The organism is Corynebacterium sp. LK2590 (genome assembly GCF_040946105.1).
Taxonomy (GTDB): Bacteria; Actinomycetota; Actinomycetes; order Mycobacteriales; family Mycobacteriaceae; genus Corynebacterium.
This window is the reverse complement of sequence record NZ_JAYWMH010000001.1, coordinates 181,816-198,867: the sequence shown is the minus strand read 5'-3', so window position 1 is coordinate 198,867 and position 17,052 is coordinate 181,816. Positions and strand designations below refer to the sequence as shown.

13 protein-coding genes are annotated in these 17,052 nt (G+C 67.1%); 2 read left to right on the top strand and 11 right to left on the bottom strand.

Annotated features, from left to right (window positions below):
* Positions 1-2 precede the first annotated feature (2 nt).
* The 4 genes from VVR85_RS00885 to smc form a co-directional block, all read right to left on the bottom strand.
* On the bottom strand, positions 3-488 hold the full coding sequence (locus VVR85_RS00885; protein ID WP_368519092.1) for a sodium:proton antiporter: 486 nt from the start codon (positions 486-488) through the stop codon (positions 3-5).
* Positions 489-3,434 carry a DUF4040 family protein gene (locus VVR85_RS00880; RefSeq protein ID WP_368519091.1) on the bottom strand — a complete coding sequence of 982 codons (2,946 nt, stop codon included), beginning with the start codon at positions 3,432-3,434 and terminating at the stop codon, positions 489-491. It abuts the gene before it with no gap.
* A gap of 194 nt (positions 3,435-3,628) precedes the next feature.
* Positions 3,629-5,467, bottom strand: coding sequence for a signal recognition particle-docking protein FtsY (gene ftsY, locus VVR85_RS00875; protein ID WP_368519090.1), 1,839 nt, complete (start codon positions 5,465-5,467; stop codon positions 3,629-3,631).
* 50 nt (positions 5,468-5,517) lie between these two features.
* Positions 5,518-9,024 carry a chromosome segregation protein SMC gene (gene smc, locus VVR85_RS00870; protein ID WP_368519089.1) on the bottom strand — a complete coding sequence of 1,169 codons (3,507 nt, stop codon included), beginning with the start codon at positions 9,022-9,024 and terminating at the stop codon, positions 5,518-5,520.
* A 234-nt stretch (positions 9,025-9,258) separates the two neighbouring features.
* Here smc and VVR85_RS00865 point away from each other — a divergent pair, with 234 nt between their 5' ends.
* Positions 9,259-9,822, top strand: coding sequence for a TetR/AcrR family transcriptional regulator (locus tag VVR85_RS00865; RefSeq protein ID WP_368519088.1), 564 nt, complete (start codon positions 9,259-9,261; stop codon positions 9,820-9,822).
* A gap of 31 nt (positions 9,823-9,853) precedes the next feature.
* On the opposite strand, the gene VVR85_RS00860 is transcribed toward VVR85_RS00865, so the two are convergent.
* The 5 genes from VVR85_RS00860 to VVR85_RS00840 are packed head-to-tail and all read right to left on the bottom strand — an operon-like array spanning position 9,854 to position 13,885.
* Positions 9,854-10,135, bottom strand: coding sequence for an acylphosphatase (locus tag VVR85_RS00860; protein WP_368519087.1), 282 nt, complete (start codon positions 10,133-10,135; stop codon positions 9,854-9,856).
* Between the two features lie 52 nt (positions 10,136-10,187).
* Positions 10,188-11,687: an alanine/glycine:cation symporter family protein gene (locus VVR85_RS00855; RefSeq protein WP_368519086.1), complete on the bottom strand. Its 1,500-nt coding sequence runs from the start codon at positions 11,685-11,687 to the stop codon at positions 10,188-10,190.
* 34 nt (positions 11,688-11,721) lie between these two features.
* Positions 11,722-12,546 carry a bifunctional DNA-formamidopyrimidine glycosylase/DNA-(apurinic or apyrimidinic site) lyase gene (gene mutM, locus VVR85_RS00850; protein WP_368519085.1) on the bottom strand — a complete coding sequence of 275 codons (825 nt, stop codon included), beginning with the start codon at positions 12,544-12,546 and terminating at the stop codon, positions 11,722-11,724.
* Between the two features lie 14 nt (positions 12,547-12,560).
* On the bottom strand, positions 12,561-13,340 hold the full coding sequence (gene rnc / locus VVR85_RS00845) for a ribonuclease III (RefSeq protein ID WP_368519084.1): 780 nt from the start codon (positions 13,338-13,340) through the stop codon (positions 12,561-12,563).
* Positions 13,337-13,885 carry a DUF177 domain-containing protein gene (locus tag VVR85_RS00840; RefSeq protein WP_368519083.1) on the bottom strand — a complete coding sequence of 183 codons (549 nt, stop codon included), beginning with the start codon at positions 13,883-13,885 and terminating at the stop codon, positions 13,337-13,339. The genes rnc and VVR85_RS00840 overlap by 4 nt, the downstream gene beginning before the upstream one ends.
* 173 nt (positions 13,886-14,058) lie before the next feature.
* Between VVR85_RS00840 and VVR85_RS00835 the strand changes: the two genes are divergently transcribed.
* On the top strand, positions 14,059-14,619 hold the full coding sequence (locus tag VVR85_RS00835) for a hypothetical protein (RefSeq protein WP_368519082.1): 561 nt from the start codon (positions 14,059-14,061) through the stop codon (positions 14,617-14,619).
* A 63-nt stretch (positions 14,620-14,682) separates the two neighbouring features.
* Here the strand turns inward: VVR85_RS00835 and VVR85_RS00830 are convergent, their stop codons facing one another.
* Together VVR85_RS00830 and gdhA are read right to left on the bottom strand one after the other, a co-directional pair.
* The gene (locus VVR85_RS00830) at positions 14,683-15,435 is read right to left on the bottom strand and encodes a DivIVA domain-containing protein (RefSeq protein ID WP_368519081.1); all 753 of its coding nucleotides are present in this window, start codon (positions 15,433-15,435) and stop codon (positions 14,683-14,685) included.
* A 181-nt stretch (positions 15,436-15,616) separates the two neighbouring features.
* A complete protein-coding gene (gdhA, locus tag VVR85_RS00825; RefSeq protein ID WP_368519080.1) occupies positions 15,617-16,963 on the bottom strand; it encodes an NADP-specific glutamate dehydrogenase in 1,347 nt (448 codons plus the stop codon).
* Positions 16,964-17,052 lie beyond the last annotated feature (89 nt).

Genomic DNA, 17,052 nt, shown 5'->3' with positions numbered 1-17,052 from the left:
GCCTAGCCCTCCTTCGCAGTGCGGTCGGCGGCAGCTTGCTGGGTCTCGTAGACGTCCTCGTAGGCGTCGCGCGCGTGTTGGATGCGGCGCACCGCCTCGTCGGAACGCTGCCGGATGTCCTGGTTGTGCGCGTCGCGCCCGAGGGTCGAGAACGGGTGGTCGACGGTGTTGTCGTCGACGGGGTCGGCGGCATCGGTGTCGTCGTTGGGCCCCATAGCGGCCAGGGTGAGCAGGATGGTCGCGGTCGCCATGGAAATGACCACGGCGGTCAGGACGAAGGCCTGCGGCAGCGGGTCCGCCATCTGCTCCGGCGGGGTCTGCGACGGGAAGGCCTCCCCGCGGAAGGAGTAGACGCCGGTGGCCAGCAGCGTCAGGTTGGCGCCGTGGCCGAAGCACATCATGCCGAGCACGATCCGCACGAGGCCGCGCTGCTGGATGAGGTAGACGGCCCCACCGATCAAGATGGCGATGGTCAAAGCCAGAATCATTTACTTCTCCCCCTTCTTACGGGCGCCGCGCCGCGAGCGGGTAAGCACCGGCTTCGGCGATTGCGCCGGGTTGATTGGGTCGGGGTACGGGTCGTCGATGTCGTCCATCGTGGCCTGCGGGGTGTTGGTGAGCACGGAGTCGTCGTCGTGGACCCACGGCAGGTACTCGCGCTCGGTGCCCGGGCGCAGGTAGCCACCCAGGGCGTTGATGGCCATCGTGAGCATACCCAGCACGGCCAGGTAGATGCCCAGGTCGAAGATCAGCGAGGTGGTCCAGTGCTGGCCCAGGGCCTCGCCGTGGATGGCCACCAGGAAGCCGCTCGGATCGGCCAGGTAGCCGATGAAGCCGGCCAGCAGCGCAATGATGATGCCGATACCGGTCAGACGGATAGGCGCCATCTGGCCGAAGACGATCTCGTCGCGGCCGCGCGAGAGGTAGGTCAGGCCGATGGCCGCGCCCATGATCAGGGCGGCCGGGAAGCCGCCGCCGGAGGCATTGTGGCCGCGGAAGAAGACGATGACGGACATGATGACGAGGATCGGCACCACGATCTGCAGGGCCTTGCGCATCGGCACGGAGTTCAGCTGCGACTGCCCGAACGGGGCCGGGCGGGTACCCGGCGAGAACGGGAAGCGCGGCAGCGTGGAGGTCACCGCGGCAATAACCACGGCGGCCATGCCCAGCACGGACAGCTCGCCCAGCGTATCCAGGGCACGGAACTCGACGATGATGGTGGCCACGACGTTGTCGCCGCCGGTGATGTCCGGGGCGTTGTTCAGGTACCACTCGGCCAGGTCGGAGCGCTCGTGGCGGCCCATGAGCGTCCACACGCCGAGGAAGGCGGTGATACCAGCCAGCACGGCCACCACCACGGAGCCGTAGCGGCGGCGCGGGTTGCGCACGGGCTCGAACTTCTCCGGCAGGTAGCGCAGCACCATCATCATCACGATGACGGACAGGGCCTCCACCGTGAACTGGGTCAGGGCGACGTCCGGGGCACCCAGCAGGAACATCTGCAGGGTGACACCGACGCCGACCGCGCCGACCATGACCGCGCCGGTCAGGCGGTTCTGGGTGCGCACCAGGCCGAACATCGAGAGCACGATGATGCCCAGCGGCAGCAGGTCCCACGGGTTGTCCAGGCCGTCGACGCGCGGGGCCAGGGCTTCGCCGTCGATGCCCTCGCTGCCGAACAGCGTCGCCGCCGCCAGCAGGACCACCAGCAAAACGATGGGCAGCAGGTGGCGCGACGGGTTGTGGGTGGCGGCCAGGGAGGCAAAGACGCGGCCGATGCCCTCGCTGAGCTTGTGCACCCCGTGCAGGAGCTGGTTGCCGTTGGTCGGCAGCAGTTCCCGCGACTCCAGGGCGGACCACAGCGGGCGGCGCACGGCCAGGCCGGCGATGCCGAGCACCAGCACCACCACGGAAATAACCAGCGGCACGTTGATGCCGTGCCACAGCGCCAGGTGGCTGTGGTGTTCCATGCCGACGGCGGCGGCGATGTTGTCCAAGGGGGCATCGAAAAGCCCGAGGACGAAGACCAGCGGCACGGACATGAGTCCGGGCAGGGCGGCCGGCAGCCACAGGGATACCGGGGCCTCGTGGACGCCGGACATGTCCTTGTCGCCGTCGATGAAGGCGCCGAAGACGAGCTTCGCCGAGTAGGTAAACGTCAGCAGCGCGCCGATGCCGGCGGCAATCAGCAGGACCACTACCCCGGCATTGCCAATGGGCGCGTCCTGGAAGGCGGTGAGCATGCCCTCCTTGGACACGAAGCCCAGAAGCGGCGGGACCGCGGCCATGGAGGCCGCGCCGATGACCACGGAGACGAAGGTGAACGGCATCTTGTTCCACAGCTTGCCCAGGTCCTTGATGTTGCGGGAGCCGGCCTCGTGGTCGATGACGCCGATGAGCATGAACAGCGAAGACTTAAACAGCGCGTGCGCCAGGGTGTGGACGACGGCGGCGGCGATGGCAAACGGGGTGCCCACGCCGATAGTCGCCACGATCCAGCCCAGGTGCGAGACCGTCGAATAAGCGGTCAGCTTCTTCAGGTCCGTCTTCTGGACGGCAAAGAGCGCGGACATAATGGCCGTGCCCATGCCGACGACGATCAGCAGCCAGTTCCAGACCGCGACGTCGTGGAAGATCGTCGAGAAACGGATCAGCAGGTAGATGCCCGCCTTGACCACGGCGGCGGCGTGCAGAAACGCGGAGACCGGCGTGGCGGCCGCCATGGCCTCGGGCAGCCAGAAGTGGAACGGGAACTGCGCGGCCTTGGTGAAGGCGGAGACAGCGATGAGCACCGCGACCCCGACAGTCAGCGCCTGGTTCTCGGCCCAGACAGGGGAGGTCAGGATGGCGTGCAGGTTGGTCGATCCCACGGCGGTGGCGGCGATGGCCACGGCCGTCAGCAGCGTCAGGCCGCCGATGAAGGTCAGCACGAGGGTGCGCTGCGAGCCCGGTTCACCGGTGGCGCCGGAGCGCGCAATCAGCATGAACGAGGCCAGCGAGACCAGCTCCCAGGCCATAAACAGGACGATCACGTCGTCGGCCAGCACGAGCAGGAGCACCGACATGGTAAAAGCAGTCATCAGCGTGTAGAAGCTGACGTTGCCTTGGTGCTTGGGAAGGTACGCGGCGGAATAGACGAGGACGACAGCCCCGATCACAAGCGCCAGCAGCGCGAAAAACGCGCCGAGGGCATCCGCGCGCAACGAGACCCCAGCGTCCACCCCGGGCGCGAGGAAGTCCGCGACCCAGGTCAGCTGGTACTCGATGCCATTCCCGCTGGAAATCGCGGGAATTTCTCGGAGGATCAGTCCCGCCGCCACGACGAAGATGGCCGCCAGCGGCCATCCTGCTTTTCGATCAAGTACCTTGACCGCGACGGGCGAGCACACCACTGCCAGCGCCGCGAGAAGGACAACATATAAAAGCGTCACAGGTTTAAAGCCTTAACACGATGGACGGTAATGGACATGTATGGAGTTTGCTGAAAATAGCATCAATACAGCCTCCCCAGATTAGCACTGTGGTTAATCCGGATCACGTCACTGCCCGAGCTAATCACCGATCACTTTGGCCCCCAGCTGTCGGTTGCAGCCGGGGGCCGAAGGTGAATAGAAAGGCGGGTCGCTTAGCTGCCCAATAGAGCGTCGACGAAGCTTTCGACCTCGAAGGGCGCCAGGTCGTCCGAGCCCTCGCCCAGCCCGACGAGCTTGACGGGCACGCCGAGTTCTTCCTGCACCTGGAAGACGATGCCGCCCTTGGCGGTACCATCCAGCTTGGTCAGCACCACGCCGGTGATGTCCACGACCTCGCGGAAGATGCGCGCCTGGACCAGGCCGTTCTGGCCGACGGTGGCGTCGATGACCAGCAGGACCTCGTCGACCTGCGACTTCTTTTCCACCACGCGCTTGACCTTGCCCAGCTGGTCCATCAGGTCGGTGGAGGTGTGCAGGCGGCCGGCGGTGTCGACCAGGACGACGTCGACTTGGTTTTCGACGCCGGCGGCGACGGCATCGAAAGCCACCGATGCCGGGTCCGCGCCCTCCTTGCCACGCACGGTCTCCGCGCCCACGCGCTTGCCCCAGGTTTCGAGCTGGTCCGCGGCCGCGGCACGGAAGGTATCCGCGGCGCCCAGCAGGACCTTCTTGCCCAGGGAGACCAGCACGCGCGCCAGCTTGCCGGTAGTGGTGGTCTTGCCGGTGCCGTTGACGCCGACGACCATGACGACGGCCGGCTTGCCGTCGTGCGGCATGGCCTTAATGGAGCGGTCCATCTCCACGTGGCCGGCCTCGATGAGCGCCTCGCGCAGCATGGCGCGGGCCTCGTCCTCGCTGCTGACGCCGCGCTCGGCGATCTTCTCGCGCAGCGATTCCGTCACCTTCAGCGTCGACTTCGTGCCCAGATCCGCCATGATCAGGGTGTCTTCGATTTCCTCCCAGGCGTCGTCGTCCAGGTCGCCGGCGGACAGAATGCCCATCAGCCCCTGGCCGATGGCGTTCTGGGAGCGCGACAGGCGCCCGCGCATCCGACCCAGGCGGCCGACGGCCGGAGCGATCTCCTCGCGCGGTTCCGCCGCTGCGGGCTCAGCCTCCGGCTCCGGCTGCGGCTGCTCAACCTCTTCTGCGGCCGGTGCCGGCGTAGGCACCGGGGTCTCCTCGAGGGCGCGCTCCGCGGAGCTGGTCTGCGCGTCGGCGGCAGCGGCGGCTTCCTCGGCCTCCGCGGTGGAGGTCTCATCCTGGGCGGACTGGTCCGCGGCTTCCGGCTGGGCCGGCTCAGCCGGCTCAGCCTGCTCAGCGGGTTCGACCGGCTCGACCGGCTCGACCGGCTCGGCCGAGACGGCATCCGCGGTCTGCGTGGCCGGGGCGGTCTTCTCCCCTGCCTCGGTCGGCTCGGCCTTCGGAGCCTTCTCAGCCTTCTCGGCCTTCGGAGCCTGCGGCGCCTTGTCAGTCGGAACGGCGGCCTCGGCGCGGTCGGCCTCGGAGGCGAGCGGGGCATCGGCGAGCTCGTCAGACTTCGCGCGGGCTACGGCCGCGGCGGCGATGTCCTCGACGCTCTCGGTCCGCTCGGTATCCTCGTTGGCAGCCTTCTCGCTGCCAACCTTCTCGCTGTCGGCCTGCGCGGGCTCTGCCGGGGTGGCCGGAGCCGGCTGCTCGGCCTTGGCCGGCTCGTCGTGGGCAGAAGCGAAGACGCCGGCCATGCCCGCGGCGTTTGCGTTGCCGGCGGCGTTCGGGTTGCCGGCCGGCTGCTTTTCGGGCTCGCTGCCGGCCGCGAAGTTAAAGCCGGACTTGGCCTGGTAGTTTCCGGATTTTTCCTGCTGGGTCAGTTCCTTCGGCTCGGTGTCTTCCTGGTTGAAGGACACCTTCTTGCTCTCGCCGCGGCGCCTGCCTACTAAGACCACCGCCACTAGGGCGATGACGATAAGGACGACGACGGCAATGCCAATCCATAGCGCTAAGTTAGATTCCATGCCTTCCATAGTGCCAGCAAACGGCCGCGCTAGTGAGGTGGGCCCGGGGTTTAACCCCGGGAGGAGGCATCGACGCCGAGGCGGGCGGCATCGTCAGCAGCCTGCTCGGTGCCCGGAGCCGTGCCGGCGGGATTCATGCGCTGCGAGATGACGCGGGTAATCCCGTCGCCGCGCATGGTCACGCCGTAGAGCACGTTGGCCACGTCCATCGTCGGCTTCTGGTGGGTAATCACGATGAGCTGCGAGTCGTTGCGCAACTCCTCGAACAGCGCGATGAGCCGGCGCAGGTTGACGTCGTCGAGGGCGGCCTCGACCTCGTCCATGACGTAGAAGGGCGAGGGGCGGGCGCGGAAGATGGCGACCAGCATCGCCAGGGCGGTCAGGGACTTCTCCCCACCGGAAAGCAAGGACAGGCGCTTGACCTTCTTGCCCGGCGGGCGGGCCTCGACCTCGATGCCGGTGGTCAGCATGGAATCCGGCTCCGTGAGCACCAGGCGCCCCTCCCCTCCCGGGAAGAGCGTGGAAAAGACCTTCGGGAATTCCGCCTCCACGTCACGCCAGGCGTCGGTGAACAGCTGCAGGATGCGCGCGTCGACGTCCTCGATGACCCCTTCCAGGTCGCGGCGGGCCTGGATGACGTCGTCGAGCTGCGTGGACAGGTAGCGGTAGCGCTCCTCCAACGCGCGGTACTCCTCCAGCGCCAGCGGGTTGACCTTGCCCAGCGAGTTCAAGTCCTTCTCCGCCTGCTTGAGGCGTTTCTTCTCCGCGGCCTGATCGAACTCGGGGCCCGGGGTGTAGTCGCGCAGCAGATCAGCAATCGAGATGCCGAGCTGCTCGGTGACCTTCTCCTCGGCCTCGTCGACGCGGACCTGCGCCTGGGTCTGGGCGACCTCCGCGTCGTGGGCCTGCTGGGTGAACCTTTCGGCCTGCTGCCTGGCGGAGGAGACGGCCTGCTTGGCCGAGGCCAGCCGGGTGTTGAGCGCGTTGCGCTGGTTGACCAGCTCGTCGCGGCGCTCGGTGGCACGGTCGAGGGCATCGGCGGCGCGGGCCGCGAGGTCTTCGGCGTGGCGTTGCACGGCGGCGGCCAGGCGGGCCTGGGCGCGGCGGCGGGCCTGGGCGTTGTCGTGGCGCTGCTTGGCCAGGCGCTCGTTTTCGGCCTGCCGGCGCAGGTTATCCGCCTTGCCGGCGACCTGGGAGACCTTCTCCTGGGCCGAACGGGCCGCGTACTGGGCCTCCACCTGGCGGTTTTTGGCCTGCTCCAGGGCGGTCGATGCCGCATCGCGCGCCGCGGAGTCCGGCTCCTCGGTGGCCTCGTCGTCGTCGACGCGGCTGAGCCGGTCGCGGGTCTGCTCCAGTTCCTCCCGGGCCTTATCGAGCTGGACATCCAGCTCGGTGGCGCGAGCGGCGGCTTTTTCGTGTTCCTTCGTATTGGCCTCAACCTGCTGGAGGAGGCGCTGGTGGTCGCGCTGCCAGGCCGCGATCTGGGCGTCGTGTTCCTGCAGGGCCGCGGTCGCCGAGGCCGCCGCGACGCGCGCTTCCTCGGCTGCCTGCTTGGCGCCCTCCAGGGTGCCGGACAGCTCCTCGGCGGCGGTCTGGGCGGCCTCCAGGCGCTGGCGCGCCTGGGCGATCTGGGCGCTAACCTCCACGGTCGAGGAGGCGCCCGTGCCGGCCTGCAACCAGCCCTCGCCGCAGAGCACGCCGTCCGGGGTCACGGCCCGCAGGCGCGGATCGGCGGCGACGAGCTCCCGGGCGGCATCCACCGTGGGGGCGAGCACGACGTCGGCGAGCAGGCGGTTCAGGCCGGCGCTGACGGCGGGGTCCACCTCGACCTCGTCGAGCAGCCAGCTGGTCCCGGCGGGCAGCTCCGCCTGCAGGCGCCAACCGGAACTGGCCGGGGCCTCGGTATCAACCACGGCGGTGCGGGCGGCGCCGCTGAGCTGTTCGAGCAGGTCCCCGTCGACCTGTCCGGCCTGGGCTTCCGCGAACGCTCCGAGGGCCGCGGCCAGGGCGGAGTCATATTTAGTGGTGACGTGATCGGCCAGCGGCGAGAAGTCCGCGCCGAGCTCGACGGCCGGCGGGGCGGTCTGTGCGAGGGTATCGATCTGCGCTCGCAGCGTGTAGACCTCGCGGTCGCGGTCGCGCTGATCGTCGCGCAGCTGCTCGAGGCGCTTGTCGGCGGCGTCGGACTCGCTGGCGGCGCGCACGTGCGCCTCGTCCAAGGGCTCGCGCTCGGCCTGCAGGGCGGTGAGCTTGTCGCCGACGTCGTCGGCCTCGCGGCGGGCCTGGCTCACGCGTTCCCGGGTGGACTCGCAGGTGGCCTCCTGGCGGGCGAGCTCGGCTTCGGCCTGTTCCACGCGGCTGGTCTGGGATTCTTCCTGCGCAACTAGGCGCACCACGCCTTCGCGGCGGTCCGCCAGGGCGCGGACCTGGGCGCGGTGCTCCTTTTCCTCCGCGGCGTATTCCTCCTGGCGGGCGGCGACTTCCTCCTTGGCCTCTTCGAAGGCCTCGGCGGCGGCCTCGGCGCTAGCCAGCAGCATCTCGTAGTCTTCGTCCGCCTGGCGGGCGCGCGCCTCCAGCTCTTCGGGGTCTTGGCCCTGGTAGGCGGTGGCCTCGCCGGAGGTGCGGGCGCGTTCGGCAGCAATGCGCAGGGTTGCGGCGATGCGCTCGCTCAGGTTGGACAGGTCGAACCAGAGTTGCTGGGCCGCCTCCGCTGCGGGGGCAACCTCTTCCAGCTCGGTCTCGAGGTCGAGCTGGGCGCCGGTGGTCTCCTCCAGCACGGCCTGGGATGTGGCCAGGGACTCGGCTGTGCGCTGGGTGGCCGCGCGGGCATCGTCGAGCTGGCCGCGCAAGGAAACGATCCGGGCGCCGGCCAGCCCCAGGCGAGCGTCGCGCAGGTCCGCCTGGACGGTGGCTGCGCGCTGGGCGGCCTCGGCCTGGCGGGCAAGCGGCTTGAGCTGTTTGCCCAGCTCCTCGGTCAGGTCGGTCAGCCGGTCGAGGTTGGCCTGCATGCCGTTGAGCTTGCGCTGGGCCTTCTCGCGGCGGCGGCGGTGTTTGAGGACGCCGGCCGCTTCCTCAATATAGGAGCGGCGCTCCTCCGGCCGGGACTCGAGGATTTCCGCGAGCTTGCCCTGTCCGACGATGATGTGCATTTCGCGGCCAATGCCGGAGTCTGAGAGCAGCTCCTGGATATCCATGAGGCGCGCCTTGGAGCCATTAATTTCATACTCGCTGGCGCCGTCGCGGAACATGCGGCGGGTCACGGAGACCTCGCGGTAGTCGATGGGCAGCGCCCCGTCGGAGTTGTCGATGGTCAGGGTGACCTCGGCGCGGCCGAGCGGCTTCTTGTCCCCGGCGCCGGCGAAGATGACGTCCTGCATCTTGCCGCCGCGCAGCGTCTTGGCGCTGCCTTCCCCCATTACCCACGCGAGGGCGTCTACCACGTTGGATTTGCCCGATCCGTTCGGGCCCACCACGGCGCAGATCCCTGGCTCGAATTTGAGCGTCGTCGCCGAGGCAAAGGACTTAAACCCTTTGAGCGTGAGTGATTTCAGGTGCATTGGATAAAGTCTAACAACTTAGCTTCGCTAGGCTTCACACCAATGGCCGCTAAGCGCCGCGAAGAACAAAGGTCAAATATAAATTTGGCCAACATCAAACGGTGTTAACATATGAGGTAAAATTTTGCTGAACAAAGTTAAGATTCCTCATTAACATGCTCTAGGATTAGAACTTTAACATCAGTTCAACTTCCCCGGTTGAACCCTACCCCAGAAAGCTGAGTTGAAAACAAGGTGACCACTCCTCAGGCCCGGGTCTTGCGTGCTCACAACGAGCGCAGCAAGCAAGAAACCCGTCGGGCAGTTTTCCAGGCCGTCAAAGTCCTCGCCAAGGACAAGCTGTTTGCCGATATCACGGCCTCCGAGATAATCCGGACCGCGAAGATTTCGCGCTCCTCGTTTTACCGGCACTTCCCCACCAAAGACTCAGTAGTGGAGCAGTTCATCCACCGCGTCTTCGACGAGATTGGCACCACCCCCTCGGCCCGCGATTCCCTGCGCAGCTACTGGGCCGCGGTCTTGGACAAGACCTGGCAGTACCGCGAGGAGCTGACCCTGGCCATCTCCGCCGGCGCTCACTACCGCATCCTCGAAGAGCTCAACAAGAACCTCGACGAATTCGAGGACACCATCGCCGGGGTGACCTGGAACGGGCTCCTGTTCAACATCATCATGTGCTGGGCGGAGACGAATTTCGCCATGGACAAAGAGGAGCTGCTGGAGCGTGCCGTGGAGGTCACCCATTCCCTCCCCGAGCCGCCGAACCTCGTGTCCACGACGATCCGGCCGCCGCGCTAGCCGCGGCCATCCACCGGCGCCCGGTTATTTCTTAACGCTCGATAAAGCCTTCCTCGCCCCGCGGGTCGGAATACTGTTCCACGACAGTATCCACCCGGCCGGGGCGAGACGTCGTTGACGGCTCTTCCCGCAGCAGCTCGAGCAGCCGCGCGCAGTCGGCGGCCGGCCCCTCCGCGACGACTTGGACGCGCCCGTCCCGCAGGTTCGTCGCGTGCCCCGACAGCCCGAGCTCCAGCGCCCGCGAACGGGTCCACCACCGAAACCCCACCCCTTGGACGTGGCCGTGGACGAAGGCGGTCATGCGCTTGGTCATTCGTGCTGTCACCTTTCTGGTGCTAGAGGGCTAACTGAATCCTTGCCGCGGGCTAGGACTTGTCCGGGGCGGCATCGTCGCGCAGGATCTGGCGATCCTCCACGCTGCGGCGGGTAACCGGGTCGCTGCCGTCCCAGCATTCGACGTTTTTAACCTCGGGCAGCATGTCCCGGTGGAAGACCGGGTCCACGCCCTTGCGGCGCTGCTCGTTGTAGTTCTTGAGCAGCTTGATGGCCACGCCGCTCAGCGGGACGATGGCGATGATGTTGAGCACGACCATGGTACCGGCGCCGGTATCGGCCAGCGAGAAGACCAGCGGGAGCGTGCCCACCGCGCCGAACCAGACGAAGAAGAGGACCACCAGGCGGAAGACCACCAACACGACCTTGGAGCGCGACAGGTACTCGACGTTGGCCTCGGCCAAATAGTAGTTACCCAGGATGGAAGAGAACGCCAGGAAGAACAGGATGAAGGTCACAAAGTGGATGCCCCAGTCGCCCACCTCGGACGACAGCGCGGTCTGCGTCAGGGACACGCCCTCGGCTTCCTCGCCGTAATTGACCTCGGAGCCCAGCAGGATGATAAACGCGGTGATGGTACACACGACCAGGGTGTCGAAGTAGACGCCCAGGGTCTGGACCAGGCCCTGCTTGACCGGGTGGGAAACCGTCGCGGTCGCCGCCGCGTTCGGGGCCGAACCCTCGCCCGCCTCGTTGGAGAACAGGCCACGCTGGATGCCCTGCATCATCGCGGTACCCAGGGCCGCGCCGGCAATCTCCTTGAAGCCGAGCGCGTGCCCGATGATGGCCTCGAACATGGCCGGGACGGCATCGAGGTTGGTGACCACGACGAACAGGCCCACGATGAGGTAGGCGCCGGCCATGAACGGCACGATGAGCTGGGTCATGTTGGCGATGCGCTGGACGCCGCCGAAGATGATAAGCCCGGAAATCGCCGCGATGATAACGCCCACGATGGCCTTGAAGGCGAAGCTGTCGTTGCCCATCGAGGTCGACAGGGAATCCGCGATGGCGTTGGTCTGGAAAGCGTTGTAGACAAAGCCGAAGGTAAAGGCGATGGCGACGGAGAAGATAACGCCCAGCGGGCCCCAGCCGAGGCCGCGCTTCATGTAGTAGGCCGGGCCGCCGCGGTAGGCGTCGCCGTCACGGACCTTCCACAGCTGCGCCAGCGTGGACTCGATGAAGGCCGTCGCGCCGCCCAGGATGGCGATAATCCACATCCAGAACACCGAGCCAGGACCGCCCAGGGAGATAGCCACGGCCACGCCGGCGATATTGCCGGTGCCCACGCGGGAAGCGGCCGAGATGGTAAAGGCCTTGAAAGCGGAGATGCCGCCGTAGTCCTCGTCCTCATCGCGCCCGGTGCCGTTGGGCCGCTCGACGACGGCCTTGAACATGTCGGGCACCATGCGGATCTGGACCAAAACCGTGCGAATGCCGAAGAAGATGCCCGCGCCGATCAGCAGCCACGGCACCACCCAGGTCCACAGAAAATCGTTGCCTGCGCCAACGATGTTTTCGAGAAAAGTCATGTAAATAACATAGCCTAGATCACGCTATGGGAGATCACTCGAAGGCCTGACACTGAGGGCAATAGTGCGTCGAGCGCCCACCCAGCACCCGCCGTTGCAGCAGGTTGCCGCACCGGCGGCAAGGCAGCCCGGCCCGCCCGTAGGCGTTCAAATCCCGGGCAAAATACCCGGACTCACCGTTGACGTTGACGTAGAGCGAGTCGAAACTCGTCCCGCCGGCGGCCAGCGCGGTGCGCATGACCGTCGCGGCAGCCTCGATGACCTCGCGGGCCCGGTACTGGCGCAGCGTACTCGCCCGCTTTCGGGGGTCGAGGCCGGCCAGCCACAGGGCCTCGTCGGCGTAGATATTGCCGATACCCGAGACCACCGTCTGATCCAGCAGGACGGTCTTTATCGGCACCTTCTTCGCGGTGATCCGGCGCGCGGCCGCCGCGATATCAAAGGCCGGATCGAGCGGGTCCCGGGCGATGTGCGCGATCGCCTCCAGGGGACCGTAGTGCCAGCGGCCGAAGGTGCGCTGATCGATGAAGTCTAGTTCCACCCCGCCGCTAAGCTGCGTGCGGATGCGCACGTGGGCGGAATCATTGTGTCCCACGCGCAGTTGCCCCGACATGCCCAGGTGGATAAAGACCACGTTGCGGGCGGGGTCGTCGGGGGGCTCGCCGGCTAGCTCCAACCACATGTATTTGCCGCGACGAGCCACCGCGCGCACGCGGGCGCCGACGAGCAGGTCGCCTAAGGGCACGTCCTGGCCGCGTGTGGCGCGCGGGTGCAGGACCTCGACGGCCTCGAAGGTGCGCCCGACCACGTAGGGCTCCAGCCCCCGGCGGACCACCTCAACTTCTGGTAATTCCGGCACGGTGTTGTTGGGCTCTAGTCGCTCGCCGCACCCGGGTTCGCGGTACCGGCGACCAGCCGCGGGGACTCGCGCAGCTTGTCGCAGGCCAGGTGCGCGGCCTGCTGCTCCGCCAGCTTCTTGTTATGCCCCTCGCCGCGGCCGAATTCCTGGCCGTTGACTAGGGCGACCGCGGTGAAGGTCTGATCGTGTTCCGGGCCGGTGGAGCTGGCCTCGTAGACGGGCATCGGCGCGTGCAGCTCGGCGCACAGCTCCTGCAGGGTGGTCTTCCAGTCCAGGTGCCGGCCGGCGACGGTGGCGGTGTCAATCTTATGCTGGAACAGCCGCAGCACCACCCGGCGGGCGGTCGCGAAGCCGAACTGGCGGTAGATGGCCCCCAGCAGCGCCTCGGTGGTATCGGCCAGGATCGACTCCTTGTTGGCCCCGCCGGAGGACTGCTCGCCCTTGCCCAGCAGGATATAGGAGCCCAGGCCGATCTCGCGGGCGATATCGGCCAGGCCGTAGCGCGAGACGATGGAGGCGCGCATCTTGGAGATGTCGGATTCGGGCCGGGACGGGTACTGCTCGTAGAGCTGCGCGGCCACGGACAGGCCCAGCACGGCGTCGCCCAGAAACTCTAGGCGCTCGTTGTTGGGCAGGTGGCCGTTCTCGTTGGCAAACGAGCGGTGCGTCAGCGCCAGGCGCAGGTGCTCGTCGTCGAGGTTGACCTGCAGCTTCTCGCGCAGCGGGGTGTGATCGACCGCGTCGTAGGCGACCGCCCAGGCGGCCAGCGGATCTAGCTTTGCTTTCTTGCTCACAGGAACTTCTCCAGCCCGGCCCACCGCGGGTCCACCTTCTCGTCGTCCGGGTCCTTCTCGCCGGACACCCCGGTGGTCACGCCCTTCGGCGTCTGGATATCGCAGCCGTTCTCACAGACCGGGGCGAAAGGCAGACTCAGGCCGACCTCGTCGATGACCGGCTGCAGCAGATCCACCTCGTCGCCTTCGACCTGGCCGATCTCGTCGCCGGAGCCCTGTTCCTCCTCGGATTCCGGATCGCCGGTGATGAAATCGTCGTCGGCGGCGAAGACCTGGCTGACGTGGATGTCCAGCGGCGGGTTCAGGGGGCTTAAGCACCGGGAGCACTCGCCGTGCAGGAGGCCGCGCACGTCGGCATCGACAAGCACGCCCCCGCCCAGCGGGGTCAGGGTCGCGTCCACGGTCAGCTCCTCGCCCTCTGGGACGGCAAGCATTTCGCCGCCGATGCGCGCTGGGGCGGGACCGGTCTGGCTGCGCTGGGTCGGCAGGCCCTCGGCGGACGCGCCCAGCAGCGAAGCAACGTTAAATTTCAGTGGTGAAGTCATATCACCGGATATCCTACCCCGCCGGTCAACACGGCACACGCGCTGCCCAGACGCACAGCTAGCTAAAGACTTTGCTGGGTAACCTGTCAGCCTCCTGAGCGAGCGGTCATAATGCGTTGGGGAGCCCGATTTTTCCTTTAACCCCGCGGGCGACCTGCCTAGACTGGTAGACCATGAACGAATCCATGTTGGCGGGCCTGCGCGAGGTGGCGTGGTCTTTTCCCCTCGCGGTCATCGCCCCGACAGTCTGCCTTGGCCTGGTGGGCTGCCTCGTCCGCCGGCTGCGCGGGCCACACCCGGCCGGGATCACCGGTTCCACCGGCTCCCGCCTGCGCCGCGTCTGCCTGATCGCGCTGTTGACCGGCATGGTCGTCGGCATCCTGCTGTTTGTACCGGTCCCCTTTGAAATCACCGTGCTGCTGGGCGCTGCCTGCATGGCGGTCTGCGCCGCCCAGCTGACCTGGAGCGCGAAGGAACCTCTCAGTGCCGCGTTCTGTTCGGTCGGCGCTCTGACCACCGGGATCGGGCTGGTCCACGCCTCCGTCTATTCCTACGGGCTCCTAACCGGCCACGTCACCAGCGGCGGGGAAGGCGATCTGCTGACGTCCTTCATGCTGCTGTGGCCGTTGTGCGCGCTGCCGGGGCTCATCTTCGCCCTGATCGCGGCCTTCCTCAACATCAAGTCCGCGCCCGTCGAGCCCACCAGCACCCAGCGCACGCCGGCGTATTTCTAGTATCTTCCCGCCCGCAGCTGGCCGCGCCCCTAGCGGGCAGGGCCAGCTAGGCCGGGCCGGAGTCTATCCGCGGTTGTCGTAACCGCTGTCGTAGCCGGCTTCGTAGGAATCCTGGCTGTAGCCGTTGTAACCGCGGGAGTAGTCGCTGCCGCCAGCCCGGCCGGCGGCACCGGCGCCGCGGCGCAGGGCCGTGCGATCCGAAGAGATGGTCCGCAGCACGGAGTTGAGGGTCTCCTCGAACTCGCCGAGCTTGCTGTCCACGAACTCGTCGCACTCGGTGCGCAGGCGGTGGGACTCGGAGTGGGCGGTGTCCACGATCCGGTGGGCTTCCTCGTTGGCCCGGCGCGCCACCTCCGACTCGGAGACCAGCCGGTCCTGCTCTTCCTGGCCGGCGGCCACGGCGCGCTCGTAGGACTCCTGCCCCTGGGCGACGGCGCGCTCGGCGTCGGCGCGGGCCTTTTCCACGGTGGAATCGGCCTCGTTCTGCGCGCGCTCGACCAAGCCGGCGGCGTGCGCCTGGGCGTCGGCGACCATGGACTCGGAGTCCACCTGGGCGCGGGCGATGATGTCGTCGGCCTGCGCGTTGGCGTCCGCCACGGTGTGCTCGGCGCGCTCCTCGGCGCCGCGGATAATCTCATCCTGCTTGTCGAGGACGTCCTGCGCGTCGTCGATTTCGACGGGCAGGGCGTTACGCAGATCGTCGAGCAGGGCGAGCATCTCGTTGCGGGGAACCATGCAATTCGAGGTCATGGGAACGCCCCGGGCTTGCTCCAGGTTCTGTACTAGTTCATCAAGGCTTTCGAATACGCGGTACATGATGACCAGCCTAGCCAGCGCAACCAGCTACGGCGGCTTCCCACACTGGGAAAGCCCGGAAAATCTCAAGTTTCACTTGAGACTATTCCGCTCCCCTTCCCTGCCCCTGCACCGCGCACGGAAAAACCCGGCCACCTCCCCTATAAAAACTAGGGAGACGTCCGGGCCGGGCGCGCCGGTTTTAGATGACGCCCTGGGCGAGCATGGCGTCAGCGACCTTCTTGAAGCCGGCGATGTTCGCGCCGGCGACGTAGTCGCCCTCGCGGTCGTATTCCGCGGCGGTCTTGTCGATGTTGGTGAAGATATTCGACATGATCTGGCGCAGGCGGTCGTCGGTGTAGTCGAAGGACCAGGAGTCGCGGGAGGCGTTTTGCTGCATCTCCAGCGCGGAGGTGGCCACGCCGCCGGCGTTGGCGGCCTTGCCCGGCACGAAGTTGACGTGGGAGTCCTGGAAGGCGTGGACGGCCTCCGGCGTACACGGCATGTTCGCGCCCTCGGCCACGTACTTCACGCCGTTGTCGATGAGCTGGCGGGCAGCGTCGCCGTCCAACTCGTTCTGGGTGGCGCACGGCAGGGCCACGTCGGCGGCCACGGACCAGATGCCCGCACCCTCGTGGTATTCGACGTTGCCGCCGGCTTCCGCAGCGTAGGCAGAGATGCGCTCGCGACGGTTTTCCTTGACGTCCTTGAGCAGCTCGATGTCCACGCCGTCCGGGGTGGTGACGTAGCCGGCGGAGTCCGACATCGCGACCACGGTCGCGCCGAGCTCCTGGACCTTGGCGGCGGCGTAGATGGCCACGTTGCCGCTGCCGGAGACGATCACGCGGGCACCGGAGAGGTCCTCGCCGTGGGACTGGACCATCTGCTCGGTGATGTAGACGGTGCCGTAGCCGGTGGCCTCGGTGCGCACCAGGGAGCCGCCCCAGCTGAGCCCCTTGCCGGTCAGGACGCCGGACTCGTGCTGGTTGGACAGGCGGCGGTACTGGCCGAAGAGGTAGCCGATCTCGCGGCCGCCGACCCCGATGTCACCGGCCGGCACGTCGCGGTATTCGCCGATGTGGCGGTGCAGCTCCGTCATGAAGGACTGGCAAAAACGCATGATTTCCTGGTCGGACTTGCCCTTCGGGTCGAAGTCCGAGCCACCCTTGCCGCCGCCGATGGGCAGGCCGGTCAGGGAGTTTTTGAAGATCTGCTCGAAGCCCAGGAACTTGATGATGCCCAGGTTGACCGACGGGTGGAAGCGCAGGCCGCCCTTGTACGGGCCCAGCGCCGAGTTGAACTGGACGCGGAAGCCGCGGTTGACGCGGATATTACCCTCGGCGTCGGTCCACGGCACGCGGAAGATGAGCTGGCGCTCCGGCTCGCAGAGCCGCTCGACCAGGCCGTAATCCGCGTAGTGGGGATCCTTTTCCAGGACGATCTTCAGCGAGTCCAGGACCTCGGAGAGCGCCTGGTGGAATTCCGGCTCGCCCGCGTTCCTCTTCAGCAGCTTGTTGTAGTAATCGGAAATCTGGAGGTCTACGGACATGTCTTCTCCTGCTCGGTAGTAACTAATTGGCTTCGACCAGTCCCCGGTTTTCGCGGGGCCTGTCTAGTGACAGTTTCCTTGGGCGAGGC